General features: G+C 41.4%; 17 protein-coding genes. 15 read left to right on the top strand and 2 right to left on the bottom strand.

Annotated elements, in window-relative coordinates:
- Nucleotides 1–209 precede the first annotated feature (209 nt).
- The 7 genes from fucP to MED217_RS13130 all read left to right on the top strand — a co-directional run bounded on the left by fucP (nt 210) and on the right by MED217_RS13130 (nt 8239).
- Entirely contained in the window at nt 210–1529 is a 1320-nt protein-coding gene (fucP, locus tag MED217_RS13160; RefSeq protein ID WP_009781028.1) for an L-fucose:H+ symporter permease, read from the top strand.
- A 46-nt stretch (nt 1530–1575) separates the two neighbouring features.
- On the top strand, nt 1576–3624 hold the full coding sequence (locus tag MED217_RS13155; RefSeq protein WP_009781027.1) for a glycoside hydrolase domain-containing protein: 2049 nt from the start codon (nt 1576–1578) through the stop codon (nt 3622–3624).
- 113 nt (nt 3625–3737) lie between these two features.
- Nucleotides 3738–5114, top strand: coding sequence for a 3-keto-disaccharide hydrolase (locus tag MED217_RS13150; RefSeq protein WP_009781026.1), 1377 nt, complete (start codon nt 3738–3740; stop codon nt 5112–5114).
- Between the two features lies 1 nt (nt 5115).
- On the top strand, nt 5116–6453 hold the full coding sequence (locus MED217_RS13145; RefSeq protein WP_009781025.1) for a Gfo/Idh/MocA family protein: 1338 nt from the start codon (nt 5116–5118) through the stop codon (nt 6451–6453).
- Nucleotides 6454–6459: 6 nt separating this feature from the next.
- Nucleotides 6460–7647, top strand: a complete 1188-nt coding sequence (locus MED217_RS13140) for a Gfo/Idh/MocA family protein (protein ID WP_009781024.1) — start codon at nt 6460–6462, stop codon at nt 7645–7647.
- 53 nt (nt 7648–7700) lie between these two features.
- Nucleotides 7701–7943 (top strand): type II toxin-antitoxin system ParD family antitoxin, encoded by a 243-nt coding sequence (locus tag MED217_RS13135; RefSeq protein ID WP_009781023.1) that lies wholly within the window; start codon nt 7701–7703, stop codon nt 7941–7943.
- The gene (locus MED217_RS13130; protein ID WP_009781022.1) at nt 7940–8239 is read left to right on the top strand and encodes a type II toxin-antitoxin system RelE/ParE family toxin; all 300 of its coding nucleotides are present in this window, start codon (nt 7940–7942) and stop codon (nt 8237–8239) included. Before MED217_RS13135 ends, MED217_RS13130 begins: the two co-directional genes overlap by 4 nt.
- 73 nt (nt 8240–8312) lie before the next feature.
- On the opposite strand, the gene MED217_RS13125 is transcribed toward MED217_RS13130, so the two are convergent.
- Together MED217_RS13125 and MED217_RS13120 are read right to left on the bottom strand one after the other, a co-directional pair.
- Nucleotides 8313–9026 carry a gluconate 2-dehydrogenase subunit 3 family protein gene (locus tag MED217_RS13125; protein WP_009781021.1) on the bottom strand — a complete coding sequence of 238 codons (714 nt, stop codon included), beginning with the start codon at nt 9024–9026 and terminating at the stop codon, nt 8313–8315.
- Nucleotides 9027–9029: 3 nt separating this feature from the next.
- Nucleotides 9030–10748 carry a GMC family oxidoreductase gene (locus MED217_RS13120; protein ID WP_009781020.1) on the bottom strand — a complete coding sequence of 573 codons (1719 nt, stop codon included), beginning with the start codon at nt 10746–10748 and terminating at the stop codon, nt 9030–9032.
- 257 nt (nt 10749–11005) lie between these two features.
- On the opposite strand from MED217_RS13120, the gene MED217_RS13115 reads away from it, so the two are divergent.
- The 8 genes from MED217_RS13115 (at nt 11006) to MED217_RS13080 (ending at nt 24436) form a co-directional block, all read left to right on the top strand.
- Nucleotides 11006–14020, top strand: coding sequence for a SusC/RagA family TonB-linked outer membrane protein (locus MED217_RS13115; RefSeq protein WP_009781019.1), 3015 nt, complete (start codon nt 11006–11008; stop codon nt 14018–14020).
- Nucleotides 14021–14030: 10 nt separating this feature from the next.
- Nucleotides 14031–15650, top strand: a complete 1620-nt coding sequence (locus tag MED217_RS13110; protein ID WP_040532836.1) for a RagB/SusD family nutrient uptake outer membrane protein — start codon at nt 14031–14033, stop codon at nt 15648–15650.
- A gap of 10 nt (nt 15651–15660) precedes the next feature.
- Nucleotides 15661–16461: a discoidin domain-containing protein gene (locus tag MED217_RS13105; protein ID WP_009781017.1), complete on the top strand. Its 801-nt coding sequence runs from the start codon at nt 15661–15663 to the stop codon at nt 16459–16461.
- Between the two features lie 277 nt (nt 16462–16738).
- Nucleotides 16739–18169, top strand: a complete 1431-nt coding sequence (locus MED217_RS13100) for a glycoside hydrolase family 125 protein (RefSeq protein ID WP_009781016.1) — start codon at nt 16739–16741, stop codon at nt 18167–18169.
- Nucleotides 18170–18182: 13 nt separating this feature from the next.
- Nucleotides 18183–20366 (top strand): GH92 family glycosyl hydrolase, encoded by a 2184-nt coding sequence (locus MED217_RS13095; RefSeq protein ID WP_009781015.1) that lies wholly within the window; start codon nt 18183–18185, stop codon nt 20364–20366.
- Between the two features lie 17 nt (nt 20367–20383).
- Complete coding sequence (locus tag MED217_RS13090) at nt 20384–22333, top strand: glycoside hydrolase family 97 protein (protein WP_009781014.1); 1950 nt, start codon at nt 20384–20386, stop codon at nt 22331–22333.
- A gap of 10 nt (nt 22334–22343) precedes the next feature.
- The gene (locus tag MED217_RS13085; protein WP_009781013.1) at nt 22344–23159 is read left to right on the top strand and encodes an alpha/beta hydrolase; all 816 of its coding nucleotides are present in this window, start codon (nt 22344–22346) and stop codon (nt 23157–23159) included.
- Between the two features lie 149 nt (nt 23160–23308).
- Nucleotides 23309–24436 carry an ROK family protein gene (locus tag MED217_RS13080; protein WP_230199273.1) on the top strand — a complete coding sequence of 376 codons (1128 nt, stop codon included), beginning with the start codon at nt 23309–23311 and terminating at the stop codon, nt 24434–24436.
- Nucleotides 24437–24467 lie beyond the last annotated feature (31 nt).

Below are 24467 nucleotides of genomic sequence, written 5' to 3'. Positions count from 1 at the left end.
GCATATTTAAATCAAGCTTCAACATTTAATTTTTGATTTAAAGAAAAACGTTTAGATTTACAAAAGTAAAACGTTTTAGTGAAAACGATATCGAGATCGTTTTCGTTAAAAAGCAAACAAGTATAAAAAGTTTTAAAATTTAGAATTCTTGTACTACAACGATTGTGTAGTGCGATGATTTTAAAAAGCACAGATTCAAATAGTTTATAATGAATAAAACGCAAGCAACTCCGGTTGTACCTAAAAAATTACTACTTCCTTTTATTTTGGTGACCTCGTTATTTGCCCTTTGGGGTTTTGCAAATGCGGTTACAGATCCTATGGTTCAGGCTTTTAAAAAGGTGTTAGAGTTGTCCAATTCACAAGCCGCCTGGGTACAGATGGCTTTTTACGGAGGATATTTTTGCATGGCGCTTCCGGCCGCTTTATTTGTACGTAAGTTCTCGTACAAATCTGGAGTTCTGGTTGGTCTCACGCTCTACGCCGGCGGCGCCTTATTATTTTATCCCGCAGCAACTACAGGACTTTTCTGGTTTTTCTGTTTGGGCTTGTATATTCTAACCTTTGGTCTGGCATTTTTAGAGACTACAGCAAACCCTTACATCTTAGCGATGGGTGATCAAAAAACGGCAACCCAACGTTTGAACTTAGCACAGGCTTTTAATCCCGTAGGGTTGATCGTAGGCTTACTCGCGGCAAAGTTTTTTGTACTTGATCTATTGCAGTCTGATGATGTTGAGAACTTTTCGGCTCTGCCCGAAGCACAAAAGTTATTGATCAAATCTGCAGATCTTATGGTAATTCGTAATCCATACGTGATCTTAGGTCTGGTTGTTTTAGCGATCTTGATTCTTATCGCCGTAAATAAAATGCCTCAGGCTAAAGGAGATGGGGAAATACCTAGTGTTAAAGATACTTTTGCAGAGCTTTTTAAAAATAAGAAATATACGCTCGGAGTACTTTCTCTGGTGCTGTATATGGGCGCACAAATTGGCTGCTGGACCTATATTTATCAATATGCCGAGTCTAAAGGAATTTCCAGTTCTACCGCTGCAAATTATCAATTAGGAGCTTTTGTTTTGTTCACCGTGGGGCGTGCTATAGGTACCTATTTGCTCAAGTTTATGAGTTCAGGGAAACTCCTGAGCTATTTTTCAGCTCTTGGTGGGGTATTCACCTTAGGAGCTGTGATTTTAGAGGGAACCGTAGGACTCTATAGTTTAGTGATGGTATCCTTGTTCCTTTCGGTAATGTTCCCTACGATTTATGGGATCGCTTTAGAGGGTTTAAAAGAAGATCAATCAAAAATTGGTGCCGCAGGTTTGGTTATGGCCATTGTAGGTGGCGCGCTTTTACCAAAACTTCAAGGAATGATTATCGACCTTGGTGGCGTTGGTGTTAACGATATCACCGTTTTAGGCCTTTCTGAAATGAACCTTTCGTTCTTACTGCCGGTGCTTTGTTTTACGCTTATCGCGATCTACGGAGTCTGGATTCATAGAAAACATAACATTGCCGAAACAGTTTAATGTTGCTAAATCCTAACTTTAAAGAATAACCACTGAAGCCTTCTTAATGAAAAATTATATAGCGGTACTTTTTACTTTAGTATTGGCCTTTACGAGCGTTGCGCAAGAGTCATTAACAGATTATGTCAATGTGTTTTTGGGAACCAGCGGTGACCACGGGCAGATGTCTCCATCGGCGACTACGCCGTTCAATATGATGAATTTAGGCCCGCAAACCAATCCGCATCAACATACGGGTTACGAGTATTATGCAAAGCAGTTTGACGGTTTTACACATACCCGAATGGAAGGTGTGGGCTGTACAGGTAGCGGTGGTAATATTCTCATTAAACCCATTTTAAATGCAGAAGTAAGTACCAAGCTTATCAAAAAAACGCAAGATGCAGTTCCCGGTTTTTACCATGTGAATTTTGAAAATGGAATTGACGCCAAACTCACCGTAGCCCAAAATTTAGGGATGCATCAATACAGCTTTCCTAATGCGAATAGCGGACTGTATATCGACCTTTCTTTTGCGCTGAGTAATCGTTTTGTTGCTGAAACACACGAGATACGTCGCAACTTGATCTCAGGATATATGGACACCAAAACTACCTGCCACGCCGGAACCTATCGCATTTATTATGCGATTAAATTACCGGAAGAAGCTCAGATTCAGAACGTAGGGGAGCACCAATTGATGGTAAAAGGTTTGGGGGATGCTGCTGAAGTTCAGGTAGGTTTTTCTTCAGTAAATGAAGGCTACGCTAAAAAACGCATTACTTCAGATGATTTTGAGACTTTAAAAGGAAAGGCTTCCGCAAGTTGGAATGCTTATTTGAACACCATTGAAGTTTCTGGTGAAAAAGATCGCCTGCAATTATTCTACTCGCTGTTGTATCGAACTGCGCAATCTCCGTTTTTAGTTTCCGAAGAAGACGGCACGTTTAGAGCCACAGATGGTTCTGTGCAAAATGAGGATTATAAAGTCTATAATGGTTGGGCGATTTGGGATAATTACCGCGAGCAGTTGCCGTTTTTATCGTTAGCGCATCCTGAAGTTTATCAGGATATCACGACCAGTATTGCCAATTTATACCGTTTTGGGAAAAAGAATTGGGCTACAGAGCACGAGACTTCACCTACGGTACGCACAGAACACGCGATGGTGGTGTTACTCGACGCTTATAAAAAAGGCTATGACGTCGATTTTGAAGCTATCAAAGATTCACTGCTTTATGAAGCAGATCATTTAGATTTTGGCGCTCCTGATAAAGCTTTAGAGTCGTCTTACGATCTCTGGGCGATGAGTGAAATCCTCAAAGCGACAGGTGACCAAACAGCGAGTAAAAAGTATCTAGATAAAGCTTTAGATTATAAAGCCTATTGGGATAAAGATTTTAAAGATCTGTCAAAAAGTGATGTAGATCGAATGCAAGCACGTGGCTTGTATCAAGGGACGATCTGGCAATACCGCTGGTTTGTGCCTTGGGATGTAAACGGGTTACAAGAATTGGCAGGTGGTGCCGAAACTTTTGAGAACCAATTAGACCAGTTTTTTGAAGAGTTTAATTACAATCACGCCAATCAGCCAGATTTGCAAGTTCCGGGATTGTACAATGCGACCAGCCAGCCTTGGAAATCACAAAAGCTCTTTAGAGAAATTCTTTTGGATACCGTGGTGCAAACCTACTTTAACGACAACAGCAAAGGGATAGATCCTTATGTGGGCCGCATTTATCAGAACAAACCCAAAGCCTACTTGCGTACGATGGATGATGATGCAGGAACGATGTCTTCGTGGTTTGTGCTTCACAGTATGGGGCTTTCGGTGGCAAATGTGGGAAGTCCGGTTTACTATCTAACAGCACCTATTTTTAAAGAAGTAAAACTGAATCTTGCCCCAGGTAAAACTTTCAGTATTTCAGTAAAAAATTATAACAAGGAGCATTTCTATGTGAAATCGGTGACCCTTAATGGAAAGGCTTTAAACCGAAATTGGCTCACGCATGAAGAGTTGACTTCCGGCGGAAACTTGATCATCGAAACAGCAGCTACGCCCAATGAAGATTGGGGGACCAAAGATAAGTTTATATCAAAAGTTGAATTAAACTAGTGTGTGTGATAGCGGGGCTTCTTAATTGAAGTCTCGCTATTTTTTTAGTCGTATGCTATATCGATTGCGTATATTTAAACGTATAACTAACAGTTAATTAATAAACCGTATTTATGAATACTATAGTATTTAAGTATTTAGTCTTGTCAGCACTAGGTTTGCTGGTTTTTACAGGCTGTAAAAATGAATCAGAAACGGCAGACGAACCTTGGCAAAGCTTGTTTAATGGGACTTCACTCGACGGTTGGAAACAACTCAATGGTAAAGCAGCGTATCGCATAGAAGGTGATGAAATAGTTGGGACCACTGTGGCGAATACGCCCAATTCGTTTCTTACAACGACACAGGATTATGGAGATTTTATTATGGAATTGGATTATAAAGTTGATCCTTCGATGAATAGCGGTATTCAAATACGCAGCCTTAGTACGCCAAAGTTTAGGAATGGACGCGTGCACGGCTATCAGATAGAAATCGATCCTTCAGAGCGTGCTTGGAGTGCTGGTATTTATGATGAAGCCCGCAGAGGTTGGTTGTATTCATTAGAGAACAATCCTAAAGCACAACAGGCTTTCAAGCAAAATGAATGGAATCATTACCGTGTGGAAGCTTTGGGTGATACGTTAAAAACCTGGATCAATGGCGTAGAAGCGGCGCATCTGGTAGATGACCAGACCGCTTCAGGATTTATTGCATTACAAGTGCACGCGATAGGCGCAGAGGATGAACCCGGAAAGGAAATTAGATGGAAGAACATTAAGATCATTACAGAGAATCCGCAGCAATACAGTAAACAAATGAGCTTGCCTGCTTTCAATACTAAAAATAATCTGACACAAGCAGAAGTAGCATCTGGGTGGCAATTGCTTTGGGATGGAAAAACTACCGAAGGATGGCGCGGAGGAAAACTCGATCATTTTCCTGAAAAGGGATGGGTCATTGAAGACGGCGAACTCATCGTGCTTTCCACCGGAGGTGAAGAATCAGCTGCCGGTGGCGATATCGTGACCACAGAGCAGTATCAGGATTTTGAACTTAAAATAGATTTCAAAATTACAGAAGGCGCCAACAGCGGGATCAAATATTATGTAGATACCGAATTGAACAAAGGCGAAGGTTCTTCAATAGGTTTAGAATACCAGATTCTTGACGATGCGCACCATCCCGATGCCAAGCTGGGCAATCACGAGGGAAGCCGCACACTAGCATCTTTATACGATCTGATTCAGGCAGATCCTAATAAACCGGTAAATCCTATCGGTGAATGGAATACAGCTCGAATCGTTAGTAAAAACAAGCACGTAGAGCATTATTTAAACGACGTGAAAGTATTGGAATATGACCGAGGCAGTGATGCGTTTTTACAATTGGTTGAAGAGAGTAAATACAAAGATTGGCCCGGCTTCGGCACTTTTGAAAAAGGGAATATTCTATTGCAAGATCACGGAGATCGCGTAGCATTTAAAAACATCAAAATCAAAGTATTGTAGTATGACAACACGTAGATCGTTTATCAACAAATCAATTTTGGGCGGTACCGCTTTAGCCTTGAGCAACACCACAATGGGAATGGCTGCCAGCAGTTATCGCAACATCATAGGTGCTAATGATCGGCTAAATGTTGCGGTCGCGGGATTAGGCAGACGTTTGGGCGCCTATTATGCACCCATCGCCCGCAAGGAGTCTAATGTACGATTACTCTACCTCTGCGATGTGATGGAAAAAAGCCGGTTGAACGCGCTTAAGAATTTTAAAGAACATATTGATTACACACCGGCATTAGAAAATGATATTCGCAAAGTGATCGAAGATAAGGAGGTAGATATTCTCGTAAATGCCACACCAGATCATTGGCACACACCAGGTTCTATTATGGCCTTGAAAGCGGGTAAACATGTCTATGTCGAGAAGCCGTGCAGCCACAATATGAATGAAAATGAACTCCTGGTTGCAGCGGCAAAAAAGTTTGACAAACGCGTGCAGATGGGGAACCAACAGCGTTCCTCGTTGCATACCATAGAGATCATAGATCAAATTCATAAAGGCGTGATTGGCGATGTATACAAAGCGGTGGCTTTTTATTCCAATACACGTGGGGAAACACCGGTGCAAAAACAGGCAGCTGTACCTACCGGATTAGATTGGGAGCTTTGGCAAGGGCCTGCTCCGCGCAGAGCCTATACCAGCGAAACCTGGGATTACAACTGGCATTGGTACGGCTGGAATTACGGTACCGCAGAAACCGGAAATAATGCTACGCACGAACTCGACATCGCACGATGGGCTTTGGGCGTTGAGTTTCCTAATTATGCTGAGGTGCAAGCTGAAAAACGCCATTTCAAGAATGACGGTTGGGAAATGTATGATACGATGTATGCCACGTTCAAATTCGACGATGATAAAGTGATCAATTGGGACGGAAAAAGCCGAAACGGTTACAATACCTATGGTCGCGGTCGTGGTACATTGATTTTTGGTACCGAAGGTTCGGTTTTGGTAGATCGTTCTAACTATGTGCTTATGGACCGCAGCGGAAAAGTGATCAAACAAAGTGAAGAAACCGCAGAAAGCGGACTCGCACTCGGCGGAGGTGGCGACTCTTCGACAGCGCATATGGTAAACTTTTTTGAGGCTATTCGCGGTAAAGAAACTTTAAAAGCACCTATTGAAGATGCTTCGGTAAGTATGGCGATGGTGCATTATGCAAATATGGCGTACCGTGTAGGGCGCGGTTTTGATATTGATGCTAAATCAGGTCGCATTTATGATCGGGAAGCGATGCAACTTTGGGGACGCGAGTACGCTCCTAATTGGGAACCAAAAATTTAAGAGACTATGAAACGTAGAGATTTTGTGATCAAGAGTAGTCTGGCAGCAGCGGCGGTATCTTCTGCTAGTCCGGGGTTTGCTTATATTAATAAATATGTGGGTTCAAGTGCACCAATACGCATTGGTGTGATAGGAACCGGCGATCGCGGTGGCGGTTTAATTTCGGTGATGAAAGATATTGAAGGGATTGAAGTGGCAGCCTGTTGTGATGTTATTCCGTTTCGGTTAGCTAACGGAATTAAGCGCGCGGGAGATTCAGCAAAAGCCTATACCGATTATCGAAAATTGCTCGAAGATAAAAGTATTGATGCGGTTTTGGTGGCTACGCCTTTCAGCACACATGCTCAGATTGAACTTGATGCGCTTGCCGCCGGAAAGCACGTGTATGGCGAAAAAACAATGGCAAAAGGTTATGATGCCGTGTTGGATGTTGTTGATGCGGCTCAGGGAAATTTGGTTTTTCAAACCGGACATCAGTACCACAGTTCGCGTTTGTATACGCACGTAGTTGATTTGATTAAAGATGGAAAAATAGGCGAGATCACTGCTTTTGAATGTCAATGGAATCGCAGCGGAAACTGGCGACGACCCGTCCCCGAACCAGAGCTGGAGCGTATGATCAACTGGCGTATGTATCGCGAATATTCCGGCGGATTGACCGCTGAATTGTGTTCTCACCAGATCGACTTTACCAATTGGGTTTTAGGAGAAACACCCTCGCAGGTTTTTGGTACCGGCGGTATTGATTATTGGAAAGACGGTAGAGAAACCTTTGATAATGTACACCATTTATTTTCGTATCCCAGTGGAGTAGAGGCGACCTTTACTTGTTTAACGACCAATGCGAAGGACGATTATCAGATCAAGGTAATGGGTGACAAGGGAACCATCATTTTAGACTATGTAAATGGCTGGTTTTATCCGGAAGGGAATTATACAAAAAAGCGCGCTGAGGTTGATGGTGTCGCGGGGGCTACAATACCTTGGGAAGCAGGAAAGGGAATTCCGTTTGAATTTACCCACGCAGATCCTAGCAAGCAGGCTTTAATGGACTTTAGAGACGCGATCAAAAATAACAGCAAACCGATTTCTGACCTAAAAACCGGAGCCAATACCGCAATCTGCGTGCAAATGGCTATTGACTCGATGCTGAAGAATGAAGTCGTTAAATGGAACCCTGAGCATTCGATATAGAACATTTGGTTGCGATACCAAAAGTTGGTACTTTTATTTAAAATATCAAAAAAATGGGAAAGAATACGTCAATTTCATTGGGGAGTCATTTTGAAGATTTTGTAAATGAAGAAGTAAAATCGGGGCGCTATAGTTCGGTAAGTGAAGTAATCAGATCTGCATTACGCTTATTTGAACATGAGGAACTTAAAGAACGTGAATTGATTAAAGCTTTAGAGGCGGGGGAGCAGAGTGGTTTTGTTGATGATTTTGATTCTGAAAAAAAACTTGAAGCTTTACACAAGAAGTATTTATGAGTGAGGCCAGATATCGTATAAGTCAACAAGCGATTGAAGATTTAGAGCATATCTGGGTACATACCTTTCATAAATGGTCAAAAGAGCAAGCTGATAATTACTACAACTTTTTAATAGATCGCATTGAATTTATTGCTGCTAATTTTATGACGGGAAAGTCTGTTGGGCATTTGAGAAAGCACTACAGGATAAGTGTCATCGAATCTCACACTATTTTCTACCGAAAAGATGATACCAATACTGTTGAAATAGTAAGAATTTTACATCAGAGGATGAATATTAAAGATAGAATTTGATTCTACCGAAAGTAATTAGAAATAAAAAACCTCCTGTTTTTAGGAGGTTTTTTTGTTGATTTATAGCCTGTTTTTAGGTAATCAAATTCCCGTCGTCATCCCATTCGGCGGTGACGCCACGCTGACTTTGGTCAACACATTTTGCGATCCATTCGGGATCGTAGCTAACGCCGTGTTTCTGCAAAACTTCTTCAGGAACGCCATCCCAGATATTGGGTTGATTTCCTTTGTAGTCCAGATCTTTAATTCCCATTTCTGAAGTATAATAACCGGTCATCGTTAGGTTACGCATCAAGCTAAAGAACTGTACTTGTACCGGTTGTTCCCAGCTGGGTTTTTCGGGATCAGGAAATGCAATCGTATCTAAAATAGCTTTCTGATTTTCTTCCGAAGCACTTTTAAATTCAGTGTTGTATTCTAAATTAGAAGTATGATCCAGCCACATCAAACCACCACGTATGGGCGTTTGTAAATACGGCATATCTTTTACAATAAATTCAAGAAAGTCTGGAACACCGGCATCTGTAGCGCTTCCGTATTCCTCATTTGCAGGTAAAATAAGCGCACATAAAACATTCAACGTGTCCATCTCGTGTTCTCTAAAAAACTGCTCTGATTGTAGCTTTTCAATAAGTTCAAGTTCTTCAGGTGTACGGCCAAAATAATCTTCAGCAGCTTTCGCGATTTCAACTTCCTTTTCGCCAAGATTAGGATCACACCCGGTGAGTAAAAGTCCGGTTCCTAACGAACCTAAAAACATCGATTTTAAACTATCTCTTCTATCCATGGTTTAGATGTTTTGCTGTTTTAATTGTTCAATAATATAATCTGAAGCTCTCCACGAAAGCGCAAGAATGGTCCAGGTCGGGTTTTTATCAGCTTGAGAAACAAACGGTCCGGCATCTACGATAAAGACGTTATCTACATCGTGTAACTGCTGAAATTCATTAACTACAGAAGTTTTAGGATCGCTTCCCATACGGGTTGTTCCCACCTCGTGAATGATTCGGCCCGGATTTTCAAGACCGTAATTTGATTCTTTGGAAGGTGCATCCTGAAGCATCGTTCCACCCATATTGTGCACAATTTCTTCAAAAGTATCATTCATGTGTTTGGCTTGATTCACTTCATATTCAGACCATTTATAGTTGAAACGCAATACCGGGATCCCAAACTCATCAACCGTGGTTGGGTCGATCTCGCAATAATTACCTTTCATCGCGATAGACTCACCGCGACCTGCCATACCAATGGTAGAACCGTAATATTTTTTAATATCTGAACGTAAACTGTTTCCATAACCACCCACTTTTTGATTGAAGAAACGGTTGAGATCATTAGGGTTAAAGCCGAAACCGTAGCTCGGCATTCCAAGACCACCCCAAACTTCAATATGATAACCACGCGGGAAATTCAGCTTTTTATTGTCGCCCCACCACGGTGTGTATACGTGCATTCCGCCTACACCATCTTCATTATACGTATCGCGATTCATCAAGTCTGGAATGAATGCAGATCTGCTGGCACCGGTAGAATCGTGCAGATAACGGCCTACCATATCGCTGCTATTTCCTAATCCGTTAGGGTGTTGCTCACTTTTAGAATTCAATAAAATTCGTGCCGAACTACAAGCCGAAGCTGCAAGCACGACAATGCGTCCTTTCAGTTTATATTCTTTACGATCATCTTTACTGATATATGAAACTCCGGTAGCTTTTCCTTCATCATTTGTAGTCACTTCGCGCACCATTGCGTTGACAAAAAGGTCTACCTGACCGCCGCTCTTTTGCGCCGGAAAGATCAAACAAGTCCCTGCAGAAAAATCGGCATACACCGCACAGGCACGGGAACATTGCCCACAATAAAAGCAAATACCACGATCGTCGTTGAGCTTTTTGGTAAGCATAGACATACGTGATGGAATTACAGGAATGTTAGATTTACGCGCTCCTTTGATATAGAAAAGTTCGTGTAATCTGGGTTTTGGCGGAGGTAAGAAAAAGCCATCAGGCTCGTTTTCAATGTTTTCTTTAGTTCCAAAAACGCCAATCAGCTTATCTACCTTATCATAGTAAGGTTTTACATCTTCATAGCTTATAGGCCAATCATCGCCGTGCCCGTCATAGCTTTTATGTTTAAAATCGCGCTCACCAAAACGCAGTGAAATACGTCCCCAGTGATTGGTACGCCCGCCTAGCATTCGAGATCGAAACCAGTCGAATTGGGTTCCATCTTTTTGAGTGTAAGGTTCGCCTTCAATTTCCCAGCCACCGTAGGCACTATCAAAATCTCCAAAAGGTCTACGGTTAGAGGCACCACGTCTGGGAGATTCATAGGGCCATTTGAGTTGGGTACGCTGTTTAGGATCTGCAGGATCAAAATGAGGTCCTGCTTCAACCACTGCTACTTTGAGTCCGGCATCAGCCAAAACTTTTGTTGCCATACCGCCGCCGGCACCAGAGCCCACGATGATGACATCATACATTTTTGAAGATTCTTTTATTTGCATGGAAAAAGCTTGATAAATTTTTTAAATTATTTTCAGTTAACTGGTGTAAAAGGTGTTAAAAACTGTAGAATTCTGTAAATGGGTTACAAAAACTGCAATTTATGTTAATTTATGTAAAATTATTTACTTTCAATGCAATTTTAGTAAAACGTTTTATTATAATTGCTAAAACGTTTTACTTTAACGTTTGCGAAAATTATTAATACTTAAAAACTTCAATTAATGGGAATTTAAAATTCCAGAAACAAGAAACAATTATGTACAAAACATTTACAAGATTTATTCTGGTTTTTTTCCTTGCGCTAGGTATGAGCTCACCACATACGCTCTATGCTCAAGGTGGAAAAACGGTGACAGGAACCGTTACAGATCCCGGAGGAATGCCTCTGCCGGGAGTTACGGTTCAAGAGAAAGGAACTACCAATGGAGTAGCGACCGATTTTGATGGAAACTTTAGCATCGACGTTGCTTCAAACGATGCAGTACTGGTATTCTCCTATGTAGGGATGACGAGTGTTGAACAAACTGTGGGTTCTCAAAATGCATTTACGATAACGATGGAATCTAATGAGGAATCACTGGATGAGGTGGTTCTAATAGGTTATGGTTCTCAAGAGCGTAAAGCAGTATCTACTGCTGTTTCTAAAGTAGAGACAGAAGATTTTAATCAAGGGCAGGTGTCCTCTCCGGTTGAATTGATTCAGGGTAAAGTAGCCGGTCTTCAAATCACACGTGCCGGAGGTAATAATCCAAATGGTGGAACAGCGATTCAACTTCGTGGGGTAACCTCTATTACAGGTTCGACTTCGCCGCTTATCGTTATCGACGGTATACCGGGAGGTAATTTAGATCTGTTACAGCAAAATGATATCGAATCCTTTGATGTATTAAAGGATGGTGCTGCTGCTGCAATTTATGGTACACGAGGAACTAACGGGGTAATTTTAATTACCACCAAAAAAGGAAAGAAAGGAAAAAGCACCTTTAATTATTCATCCTTTGTATCACGTGACTATGTTAACCGTAAGCCAGATTTCTTATCTGCAGAACAGTTTAGAGCTGCAATTGCAGATGGAATCATTGGAGAAAACAATGATCTAGGAGCATCTACAGATATTTTTGATGCATTGGTTAACGAGTCAAATCTTACACAATATCACAACTTTGTTGCTTCTGGTGGAAATGAAACGAGCAACTACAGGGCTTCATTATATTATAAAGACTCAGAAGGTATTGCTTTAGAGAACAGTCGCGAGCAGTTTGGTATACGAGCAAGTTTTAACCAGACAGGTCTTGATGATAAATTGACTTTTTCATCAAGTGCTGTGGTAAATATCAATGACGCCAACCTTTTAGGTGGTGGGCAATTTGGTATCGTAACCGATTGGAATCCGACTGCGCCAATTTTTGCACCTTTCAATACTTCAGAAGAAGGGGTTCTTTATAATGAAGGGCGTTATGGTTATTACCAGCCAGAAAATGGTTATAACCCGTTTTCTGAATATGCAAACCGCTTCAACCAGCGTAAACAACTTACCTTTTCTGGTGATGCAAAGTTGAGTTATGAGATTACTAAGGGCTTGATAGCTTCGGTATTTGGTTCGTATCAGAGAAATTCTTGGGATGACCGTTACTATCGTTCTACTCAAGATTACCAGCAATACAATTCGGGTAGCCCATATTTTGGAACCGGTTATGCTTATAAAGGAAGTCATTTAGACTTTACACAAACAGTAGAGCCTACGATTACGTATTCAACCGAAATTGCGGAGCACAGTTTTGAATTGCTTGGTGGGTATAGTTATCAGTATTCGGCTACCGAGAATTATTCTATGGATAACAGTGGTTTCACCACAGATGGTTTTGAGGACTGGAATTTTGGTGCGGGTAACGCGATCACCGATATTGATCTACCAAGGCCAAATATGTCTAGTTTTAAAGAAGACAATACGCTTATTGCCTACTTTACACGTTTAAGCTACAACTACCTCGATCGTTACTTCTTACAGGCATCTGTGCGTCACGAAGGTTCCTCGCGTTTTGGAGCCAATAATAAATGGGCGAGTTTCCCTGCGATCTCTGGAGCTTGGTTGATTTCTGACGAAAACTTTATGGAAGGTGCAAGCTGGGTAAACAACCTTAAGCTGCGTGCAGGTTTTGGTGTTACCGGTAATCAAGGGATTCCAAATTACCAATCTATTGTGACGCTGGGAACAGGAGGTAAATATCCTGTCTTTTTAGATGGAGCCGATGGTGCTACCTATTATCAAACGTATGGGCCGGTTAAAAACCCTAATCCAGATCTTAAATGGGAAACCAAAAAGGAATTTAACATCGGTCTTGATTTTGGTTTCTGGTTCAATAAACTAAGCGGATCTATAGATTACTATACGCGCCGTACAGAAGACTTATTGTTGAGTTATGACGTGCCACAACCTCCGTTTGTTCAAGGAAGTATTTATACTAACGTAGGAAATATTACCAATAATGGTTTAGAACTTGCGCTTAGCTACCGTGTATTTGATGAAGGCGATTTTAAATGGAATGTTGATTTTGTAGGAAGTTATCAAAACAATGAGCTTACTACACTTTCAAATCAGATCTTCTCGGTAAGTGAATTGTTTGGAGGAAATATTGGAAACCCAGGTAACCTAGGTTCTGCCATTAGAAATACCGAAGGTGGCCCAATAGGAAATTTCTACGGAAAACGCTTTGTAGGTTTTACTGTTGATGGCAAATGGTTATTCCATAAAGCAGACGGTACAATTGGTCGCGCAAGCGATATGACCGAAGAGGATAAGGCGATCATAGGTAATGGTTTGCCTAAGTATTATGCTTCGTTAACCAATACGTTTAAATACAAGAACTTTGATCTCACCATTCTTCTACGTGGTAAATTCAAATACGATATTCTAAACACGGTTGACCTTTTTTATGGTAACCCAAGCTTATTGCCGGGTAACGTGCTTACTTCTGCTTTAGGACAGTATAGCAATATTACCGAAGCGCCACAATATTCAGACTACTACCTTGAGAACGGAAACTTCATAAAGTTAGACAACCTTACTTTAGGCTATAACTTCAATTTGGGAGAGAACAGTCCGTTTAGCGCGTTGCGCCTCTTTGGTAGTGCGAGAAACCTGGCAACCTTTACCGGTTATACCGGTCGCGATCCAGAAGTTCAAGATACAGGACTTTATCCGGGGATAGACACAAGAAACTTCTACCCGAGAACAGTTACCGTAACTGCAGGTGTTAATGTTAACTTTTAATATTTAGAAGATGAAGAAGATAAACTTATTTCAGAAAGCTGCATGTGCGATGGGAATGTTATTGACTATCGGATGTACAGATCTTGAAGAAACTACATATTCAGAACTTTCAGAATCAAATTTTTATAAAACCGAATTAGAACTGGTACAGGCCAATTTAAGACCGTTTACGCATATGCAGGCGTGGCTGGCTTGGTCTGGGCAAAATGGATATTACTATCATAACGAGCTGTCTGCAGATCAAACCGCTTGGCCTCAAAAAGGGCGTCACGGTTATGATAATGCAGATCATATACGACAGCATTATCATACGTGGACACCGCAAGAGGGGCGTTTAAATAATGCTTGGAGATTGATGTGGACCGGTCTCGGCTTTGTAAATACAGCGATAGAAAGTATCGAAGCTGTAGATGCAGAAACTATTGGAGTAACTCCAGAGCGTCTGGCATCGATTGTTGCAGAAGCAAAAGTATTGCGCGCCTATCATTATATGAAAATAATGGATATGTGGGGTAATGTGCCTATTGTAACTACAGTGGGGGTTCCTAATAATCCGGAGACTGCTTCTCAAGAAGAAGTTTTTGCTTTTATCGAGCAGGAATTGTTAGATAATGTAGAAAAGCTTCAGCCGCTTTCACCACAACTTATAGGACGTATGAGTAGAGCTGTTGGATATTCGATTTTATCTGAGTTGTACTTAAATGCAGAAGTGTGGTCTGGTACTCCTAGATGGGAAGAAAGTATCACATATGCAGATAAGGTTATTTCAGGAGAAGGAGGTTCTTTAACCGGTGAGATCGCTTTAGATCAAGACCCATTAGGACCTTTTAATAATACCAACGAAGATTCTCCTGAGAATATCTTTCAGTTTCCATTCAGCCGTCAAAATGATTTCGGTTATGACTGGAGATCCTTCTATATGGGATTCTCAAATATGACCGCAGCGCTAGATGTTAATTATAGCGGTAACAATGCTTTTGTAGTGATTCCTACAGCATTTAACGCCTACAAAGAAAATGACATTCGTAAGCAAGAATGGTTCTTGTTTGGACCTCAATACAAATTAGGAACAGACGAGCCTATTTTGGGGTCTGAAGAGTATAACGGGCAGCCTTTTGTTTATGTAAACAACATTCGTAGAAATACAGAGGGACAAACCGGTGAAGGTTCTATGACCGACGGAGAAGAGAATAGTGGTGCGCGTTTTCATAAATACCGTTCAGGAACACAAGATGATCCTAATTATTTAGAAGGTGATTATGTGGTTTACAGACTTACAGAACTTTATTTTAATAAAGCGGAAGCCTTGATGCGATTAAACGGAGGTAATGCTACGCAAGAGGCTGTAGACCTTATCAATGAAAGTAAAATGCGTTACTTCACTGAAGAAGACTGGGCTGAGGAGGCCTATACCACAACTTCGCTCACTATGAGCGAACTCCTTGCAGAGCGTGGTAGAGAGTTCATCTTTGAAGGTATGCGTCGTACAGACCTTATTCGATTTGGTGAATTTACCACAGGTTCTTGGTGGGATCATGATCCTTCAGGAGATCCTAATCTTACGCTTTATCCTATTCCTTTCAGACAATTACAAGCTAATCCTAATCTTGTTCAGAATCCTGGATACTAAATAGAACATTATGAAAACAATTTTAAAGTATATAAAACCGGCATTGCTTTTTCTTCTGGTAGCAGTTTCATCTTGCGAAGGAAGAAGAGAGTTTGATGCTATTGTAGAGAACGGCGTTAATCTTGATAATTATGATATCATTTTATTAGAATCAGGAAATTCGCTTGATGTTACTGCAACTTTTGAACCTAATGTGGTTCCGCAACGCGATTATATTTGGGAAGTAGAAGATCCCAGCGTTGCAGATTTGCAGATGAATGAAGATAAATCGGTAACACTTACAGCAACCGGATCTGGAGAAACTTTATTGCGTATCACAGCAGCAGATGACAATTCACTTACAGCTACTGCACCGGTAAAAGTGATCGCAGGTCCTCCGGTTGATATTACAGATCAAAGTACGATTAGCGTAAACCGCGAATACAGCGGTGGGGCAGAAGGACGTGAAGGTTCAACAAAACTGATAGACGGTGATTTGACCACCAAATATCTTTCTGGTTTTGTAACGCCTTTCTGGATCAATCTAGAATTTGAAGAGCCTATTGTTGCAGGGTATTACTCATTTACATCAGGAAATGATGCGCCTGGGCGAGACCCACAAGATTGGGAGATTCAAGGTTCGCAAGATGGTGAAACCTGGACCACGCTTGATAGCAGAGAAGATTACAGATTTTCAGACCGTACCCAGACTCGCGAATTCTATTTTGATAACAATACAGCATATAAGTACTATCGCCTCGATATTACGAGTAATGGCGGAAGTAGTTTGTTTCAAATGACAGAATGGAGACTCTTTTTGCTTCCGTTCTAACTAAATATACGAGTACAAAGACCTGATATTTATTTGAAAGTCTTTTATTTAGCCAAAGCCACCTATGTGATTTCAGTAGGTGGCTTTTTATTTAAAGCTAATTTCTCATTCAACTTTTCACAAATAAATTTTCGATTTGAAAATGAATTTATTCTTAATTATTTCTTGAATAACTAAAACGTTTTACTTATTTTCACTGTGTAAAATGATAACGTTTTCGCTTTGAGCAGGTTTACTTAGGTAAAATCAGCCCTCGAAGCAGATTAATAGTTCTAAAATGCAAAGAAGAAAGTTTATTCAAAATACTGCGATGGCAGGGGGTTTAACCATGATTAATCCTACAGGTATTTTTGCAAATACTGTTTGTAAAAAATTTCCAACCGTACGTGTGCCCGAAGGTGCGCGTAATTTTGAGAGTAAAGCCATCGAGAAGGCGATCAAAAAATTCTCAAAAAATGTCAATGATGAGGAGTTGACTTGGTTATTCAACAACTGTTTTCCAAATACGCTAGATACCACGGTTACCTATTCAACCTATAAAGGAGCGCCAGATACGTATGTGATCACTGGTGATATTGATGCTATGTGGTTGCGGGATAGTTCGGCTCAAGTATGGCCGTATATGCAATTTGCAGACGAAGATAAAGACCTGAAAAACCTTATTGCCGGTGTGATCAATAGGCAAACACGTCAGATCTTAAAAGATCCTTATGCCAACGCATTCTATGACGATCCGGAGAAAAAAGGGGAGTGGACGTCTGATAATACCGATATGCTTCCGGGAGTGCATGAGCGTAAATATGAGATCGATTCTTTATGCTATCCCATTCGTCTCGCATACAACTATTGGAAAACAACCGGAGACACGGCTCCATTTGATAAGCAATGGCTTGTGGCGATCAAGAACATTTTAAAAACCTTCAAGGAGCAGCAGGAGAAAGATGGCACTAACCCGTATTCTTTCAGTCGAAATACTTCTAACGGGACAGATACGCGCTTCCTTCGTGGTAAAGGCTATCCTGTAAAACCGGTGGGACTGATTTGCAGCGCTTTTAGACCTAGTGATGACTCGACGGTGTATTCCTTTTTGATTCCATCTAACTTTTTTGCGGTGGTGAGTTTGAATCAAGCTGCAGAAATGGTTGAAACACTTCAGGATGAAACGAAACTTGCTAACGAGCTGAAGGCTTTGGCCACAGAAGTTAAACAGGCGATCGCTAAATATGGCGTGACCGAACACGAAAAATACGGTAAGATTTATGCCTTTGAGACCGATGGTTTTGGCAATCATTTGATGATGGACGATGCCAATGTGCCGAGTTTACTTTCCTTGCCTTACCTGGATGCGGTAGATGTAAATGATCCTATTTATCAGAACACCCGTGATTTTGTTTGGTCGTTAGATAACCCGTTTTTCTTTAAAGGAACGGCTGCCGAAGGTATTGGCGGACCGCACGTAGGTATGAATATGATCTGGCCGATGGCGATTACGATGCGAGGTCTTACCAGCACTTCAGATGCAGAGATCAAAGAGTGTATTAAAATGCTTAAAAATACACACGGCGGGACAGGATTTATGCACGAGACTTTTCATAAAGATGATCCTACCGATTTTACCCGTTCTTGGTTTGCCTGGGCAAATACTTTGTTTGGCGAACTCCTATGGAAAACCTACCAAGAGAAACCCGAATTACTCAATTCGATTTAAATTATAGAAGTTGATGAAACACCTTGCTAGCGCCTTCCGTTTGAAAATACTATTCAGTTTTGCAGTGATGCTGTTGAGCATACCTCAGGTTTTAACAGCGCAACAACAAGAGGCATATGTAGAAAATCCTGTAGCCTATGTCAATCCATTTCACGGTACAGCACCGCTTACAGATCCAGATTTTATAGGGTACACGCCGCCCGAAGGTTGGCGTGTTTGGGCAGGACTAACCTATCCCGGTGCAACCCTGCCCAATGCAATGGTACAACTGAGTCCTATTACACAATATGGAAGCGGCGCCGGCTACGAATATGAAGACAAAGAAATTCTGGGCTTTACACATACCAATAAAGGCCACTGGAATTTGTGTCATATTCCGATTTTGCCAATCGCAGAAAAGGCTTCGGCACCTTTTAAATCTTCTTTTGATAAGGAAGATGAAACTGCTTCTGCGGGTTATTACAGTGTTTACTTGAACGATTATAAGGTGAAAGTTGAGGTTACCACTACCTTACGTGCAGGTTTTCATAAATATACTTTTGATGACGATGCTGCTCACAATATTCTGTTTGATCTGGGACGCGCAAATCATCACGTTGATGCGTGGCAACTGCGCCAAACCGGGCGTAAAACACTCGAAGGTTTTCAACGTACGGGCGGTGATAAGGTGTATTTTTCGGTGGAGCTCAGTGAGGCGATAAGCGAACTGGAACAAGTGAATCCAAATACCGATAAAGGCTATGCGCTTCTAAATTTAAAAGCTTCGCCAAAACCGGTAAGCTTAAAGATCGGTTTGTCTTTTGTAAGTGCCGAAAATGCACGTGAAAATCTTCAGCAAGAAATAGGAAATAAAACCTTTGAAGAAGTACATCTGGCTGCAGAAAAAACGTGGGATGCTGTGTTGTCAAAAATTCAGGTTTCCGGCGGAAGCCGAAAAGAAAAAGAGCTTTTTTATTCATCATTATACCGAAGCATGCAATGGCCGGCTTTGCGCAGTGACTACAATGGACAGTTTACAGATGCTCAGGGAACGGTTCAAAATAAAGGATTTCGGTATTATACCAATCCGTCGCTTTGGGATACGTATCGCAACAAATTGGTTGTATTGAGTTTGCTGGCGCCTGAGGTTACCGGTGATATCATTCAGTCGTTAATCGATAAAGGAACTCACAGCGGATTTATGCCAACCTTTTTTCATGGAGATCACGCCGCGCCTTTTGTCACACAGGCTTACGGAAAAGGAATAACCAATTTTGATGTAAAAAAAGCATACGAACTTCTTCTAAACAATGCGTATAAAGAAGGTGGTACGCGACCACATATTGCAGAGTATATAGAGAAAGGCTTTATTTCAGACCCTGATGTTGAAAATCCGCATGTAGAAACCAAAGCAAAAGCAGGAGTTTCAAAAACGCTGGAGTATGCTTATGATGATCACAGTTTGTCGCTGTTGGCAAAAGCTTTACAGGATCAGGATCACGCTTCAGAACTTGCTGAGCGTGCAAAAAATTATAAGAATGTCTTTGATCCCGAAACACATTTTATGCGCGGTAAGCTGGCTGATGGTTCGTTTATAAGTCCGTTTGATGCCGAGTATCCGTACTATGAGTATATGTATCGCGAGGCCAATGCGTGGCAGCTTTCTTTCTTTGTTCCGCATGATATGGAAGGTTTGGTAGCTTTATATCCAAGTGAAAAAGCGTTTGAGCAAAAGTTAGATTCGTTATTCACTTTACCGTGGAACCCAAAACATATCGCACGCAATGTAAGCGGATTTTTAGGTCAATATTGCCACGGAAATCAGCCCGATCACGAGGCGCCTTTTGCCTATTATTTTATAGATAAGCCCGAAAAGTCCCAGCACATAATCGATACGCTTTTAGCAGATTATTATGGGGTAGGTTCTACCGGATTGGCCTTTAGCGGAATGGACGATGCGGGCGAGATGAGTGCGTGGTATGTTTTTGCAGCTTCCGGATTGTATCCGCTGTCACCGGCAGATAATGAGTATCTAGTAAGTCTTCCCGTTTTTGATCGCGTAAAATGGAATTTAGGTAGAAATTCTTTAGAGATCACTAAAGCCGGAACATCAAGAAACCTGAAGCAAATTCAATACAATGGCAAAGCGATTGATGGTTATTTTATTGATCAAGAGCAACTGATGCAAGGCGGAACGCTTAATTTAAAAACAAACTAGAACAACAATTTTAAAATATGAAGCAGGTTGTAGCATTATTAATTTTTGGATTCAGTCTGGGCTTGAGTTATGGTCAGGAGTATCAAGTGATGTCGCCTCAAGGCGATTTGGAGCTTCAGATTTCTGTAAAGGATGAGATTGCGTACAGCGTTTTAAAAAAGGGGCAGGTCGTAATGCAAAACAATAAAGCCGCTTTGCAACTTGAAGACAAAACATTAGGTCAAAATCCTAAAATAAAGGCTACAAAAACTACACAGGCTAAGGTGCAAAATGCTCCGGCGGTACCGCTTAAATTCAATATGCTCGAGTATGAGTATAACGGCATTATAATCGAATTTAGAGAGGATTTTTCGCTAGAATTCAGAGTATTTAATGAAGGTCTCGCTTACCGCTTCATTACCGATAAAAAAGGTGATGTTGAGGTGATTTCAGAAACTTTTGATGTGCATCTGGTTGATGAATTTACAGCGCATCTTCAGCAAACGCCTTCCTTTAAAACTTCGTATGAATACCCGTATACGCATCTTAAAACTTCAGCATTTAAAGACGGAAATAAGATGTCTACGCTGCCGGTGTTGCTAGAAAGTGATATGGTAAACATTCTTATTTCAGAATCAGATCTAAGTGATTATCCCGCGATGTTCCTCAATACTGAAAAGGCGAATACACTTTCAGGAGTGTTTCCGCTATATCCGCTTGAGTTTGGGGATGACGGGGATCGCAGTGTCAAAATTTTGAAGGAGGCCAATTACATAGCAAAGACTTCGGGCAAGCGTAATTTTCCTTGGCGCTATTTTCAGATCACTACAAAAGATGCCGATATTTTAACCAATACTTTAACCACCAAATTGGCGACGCCCAACACCTTAAAGAATACCGATTGGTTAAAACCGGGGCAGGTGAGCTGGGAATGGTGGAATGGCGCTTCGCCGTACAACGTAGATTTTAAAGCAGGTTTTAACGAAGAAACCTATAAGTATTTTATTGATTTTGCTGCCTCTTTTGACATTCCGTACATCATTATGGATGAAGGTTGGGCAAAAACGACGACCGATCCTTATACGCCTAATCCCGATATCGATCTTTTTGAATTGATTGAGTATGCCAAAGCGCGCGATGTAAAAATTGTGCTGTGGCTTACCTGGCTTACCGTTGAAAAGAATTTTGAGCTTTTTGAAAAGTTTCAGGATTGGGGAATCGCCGGTGTAAAAATCGATTTTATGGATCGCAGCGACCAGTGGATGGTAAATTTCTACGAGCGTGTTGCTGCCGAAGCGGCAAAGCATGAGTTGTTTGTAGATTTTCACGGTTCGTTTAAACCTGCGGGACTCGAGATTAAATACCCCAATGTGTTGTCGTACGAGGGCGTTCTAGGTCTCGAACAAATGGAACGCGCCACCACAGAAAATAGTTTGTACTTGCCATTTATGCGCAATGCCGTTGGACCTATGGATTTTACTCCCGGGGCGATGATCAATATGCAGCCCGAGGTGTATTACAGCCGTAGACCAAATTCTGCTGGGCTGGGAACGCGAGCCTATCAAATGGCACTTTTTGTGGTTTTTGAAAGCGGTTTGCAAATGCTGGCTGACAATCCTACCAATTATTTTCGTGAAAAGGAGTGTACCAACTTTATTACTCAGGTGCCCACAACCTGGGATGAGACGGTGGTACTCGATGCAAAAATTGGTGAGTATGTAGTGATCGCAAAGCGAAAAGGCAATACGTGGTACACCGGTGCGATCACAAATGGAGTCGAGAATACACGAGAGTTTGAGATCAACTTAGACTTTCTCAATGCTGAAGCTTTGTATGAAATGACCTCCTTTGAAGACGGTATCAATGCCGGGCGACAGGGAATGGATTACAAAAAGAATGGAGGTACAGTTAAAAATGAGGACTCATTAACCATTACTTTGGTTAGAAACGGAGGCTGGGCAGCTGTTTTTAAACCTAAAGCACAGTAAAATCAGTATTATGAAATTTAAAAAGTACTTTCTTTTAGCGTTAATGATTTTTAGTGTTCCTGCGTTTGCACAGGAAACGGCCTATAAAACCATTCAAAATATTGCTTATTATCCTGAGAATACTGAAGGAGCAACCGAATATCGAAACAAGCAGTGCCGCTTAGATGTGTATTATCCTGAAGGGAAAAAAGACGTTCCGGTAATTGTCTGGTTTCACGGCGGCGGTCTAACCGGTGGAGTGAAGGAACTTCCGCAAGCCTTAAAAGAAAAAGGCTACTGCGTTGTAGGAGTGGGTTACCGACTTTCACCTAAGGTCAAAGCTGCGGTTTGTATTGAAGATGCTACTGCGGCGATTGCCTGGACCTTTAAAAACATAGCGGCATATCAGGGCGATCCTAACAATATTTTTGTGAGCGGTCATTCTGCAGGAGGCTATTTGGCACTGATGAGTGTGATGGATAAAAGCCGACTCGCTAAATACGATATTGATGCTAACGAGGTCGCAGGTCTGATTCCGTTTAGTGGTCACACGATCACCCATTTTACCATTCGGGCAGAGCGTGGGATACCGGGAGAGCAACCAATAATTGATGCATTTGCGCCGCTTTATTTTGTACGCAATGACGCACCGCCAACGCTTTTGATCACCGGAGATCGCGAGCTGGAAATGCTGGGAAGATATGAAGAGAATGCCTATTTCTACCGAATGATGAAGGTTGCCGGTCAAGAAAAGATCAAACAATACGAGATGCAAGGCTACGGTCATAATATGACACATCCTGCTTTCCCGCTGTTGCTCAACTTTGTAGCAGAACAAAAGCGATAAAACTTAAACAGAACTTCTAAAACAGGAATTATAAAAAGCGTGTATTATCAAATCTAATAGAATTCCGTGTAGTAAAACCTTTTAGTTGTGTATCTTTGCAGATTCACCAGGGCGATATTATTATTAGTTTTTAGAGTACAAACCGAAATATGAAGAATATTTACGTTGATCGACGGATTGTTATGACTCTAGATGCAGGAGGAACCAATTTTGTGTTCTCTGCATTACAATCTGGAAAAGAAATTATAGAGCCTATTACATTAGCATCGCATTCTGATGACTTAGATACTTGTCTTAAAACCATTATTGATGGCTTTAATCAGGTTAAAGAAAACTTAGATGGAAATCAGCCCGACGCGATAAGTTTTGCGTTTCCGGGGCCTGCAGATTATAAAAACGGAATCATAGGAGATCTTGTTAATCTACCTGCATTTAGAGGTGGAGTAGCTTTAGGTCCAATGCTTGAGGAGATTTTTAAAATCCCGACTTTGATCAATAATGACGGAGATCTTTTTGCCTATGGCGAAGCTGTAGCCGGGATGCTTCCGTTTATCAATGAATCCCTTGCTGATGCAGGCTTGAGCCGTACCTATAAGAATTTGATCGGGATTACTCTGGGAACCGGCTTTGGAGGCGGTATCGTGGTGAATAACCAAATCTGTCAAGGAGACAATTCTGCCGCAGGCGAAATTTGGCTTACCCGTAATTTTATAAAGCCCAAGACGGTTGTAGAAGAAAGTGTGAGTATACGTGCGATTCAACGTGTTTATGCGGAGCAATCTGGAGAGGTAGAGGCGATTTCGCCACGCGAAATTTTCAAAATAGCCAACGGAGAGCAAGAAGGTAATAAACAGGCTGCAATTAATGCCTTTGAAGAGATGGCCGTCGCAGCTGCCGAATCGCTGGCAAATGCCTTGGCACTCGTAGACGGACCCATTGTTATCGGCGGCGGAATTGCCGGAGCATCACGCTTTATTCTGCCTAAAATTATAGCGCATCTATCAGGTTGTATTTATAATCTGGAAGATCAGGGAATGCCGCGTGCGATTTCTAAAGTGTTCAATATTGATGATGAGGAGCAGTTGAAAGCCTTTTTAGCCGATTCTGAATTTGAAGTTGAGGTTCCGTTTAGCACTAAAAAGGTAGTCTATACCAAAGAAAAGCGTATTGCGATCGGGGTAAGTAAATTGGGAACCAGTACGGCGGTTTGTTTAGGAGCTTACGCGCTGGCTTTAGATTATTTGGAAAAAAGGAATTTATATAAGGAATCTGTATAAAACATAATTAATAAATAAACAAAGCCTGCTC

Source organism: Leeuwenhoekiella blandensis MED217, assembly GCF_000152985.1.
Lineage (GTDB): Bacteria > Bacteroidota > Bacteroidia > Flavobacteriales > Flavobacteriaceae > Leeuwenhoekiella > Leeuwenhoekiella blandensis.
The sequence above is the reverse complement of the archived record's forward strand: the minus strand, read 5'-3'. Positions and strand labels throughout refer to the sequence as shown.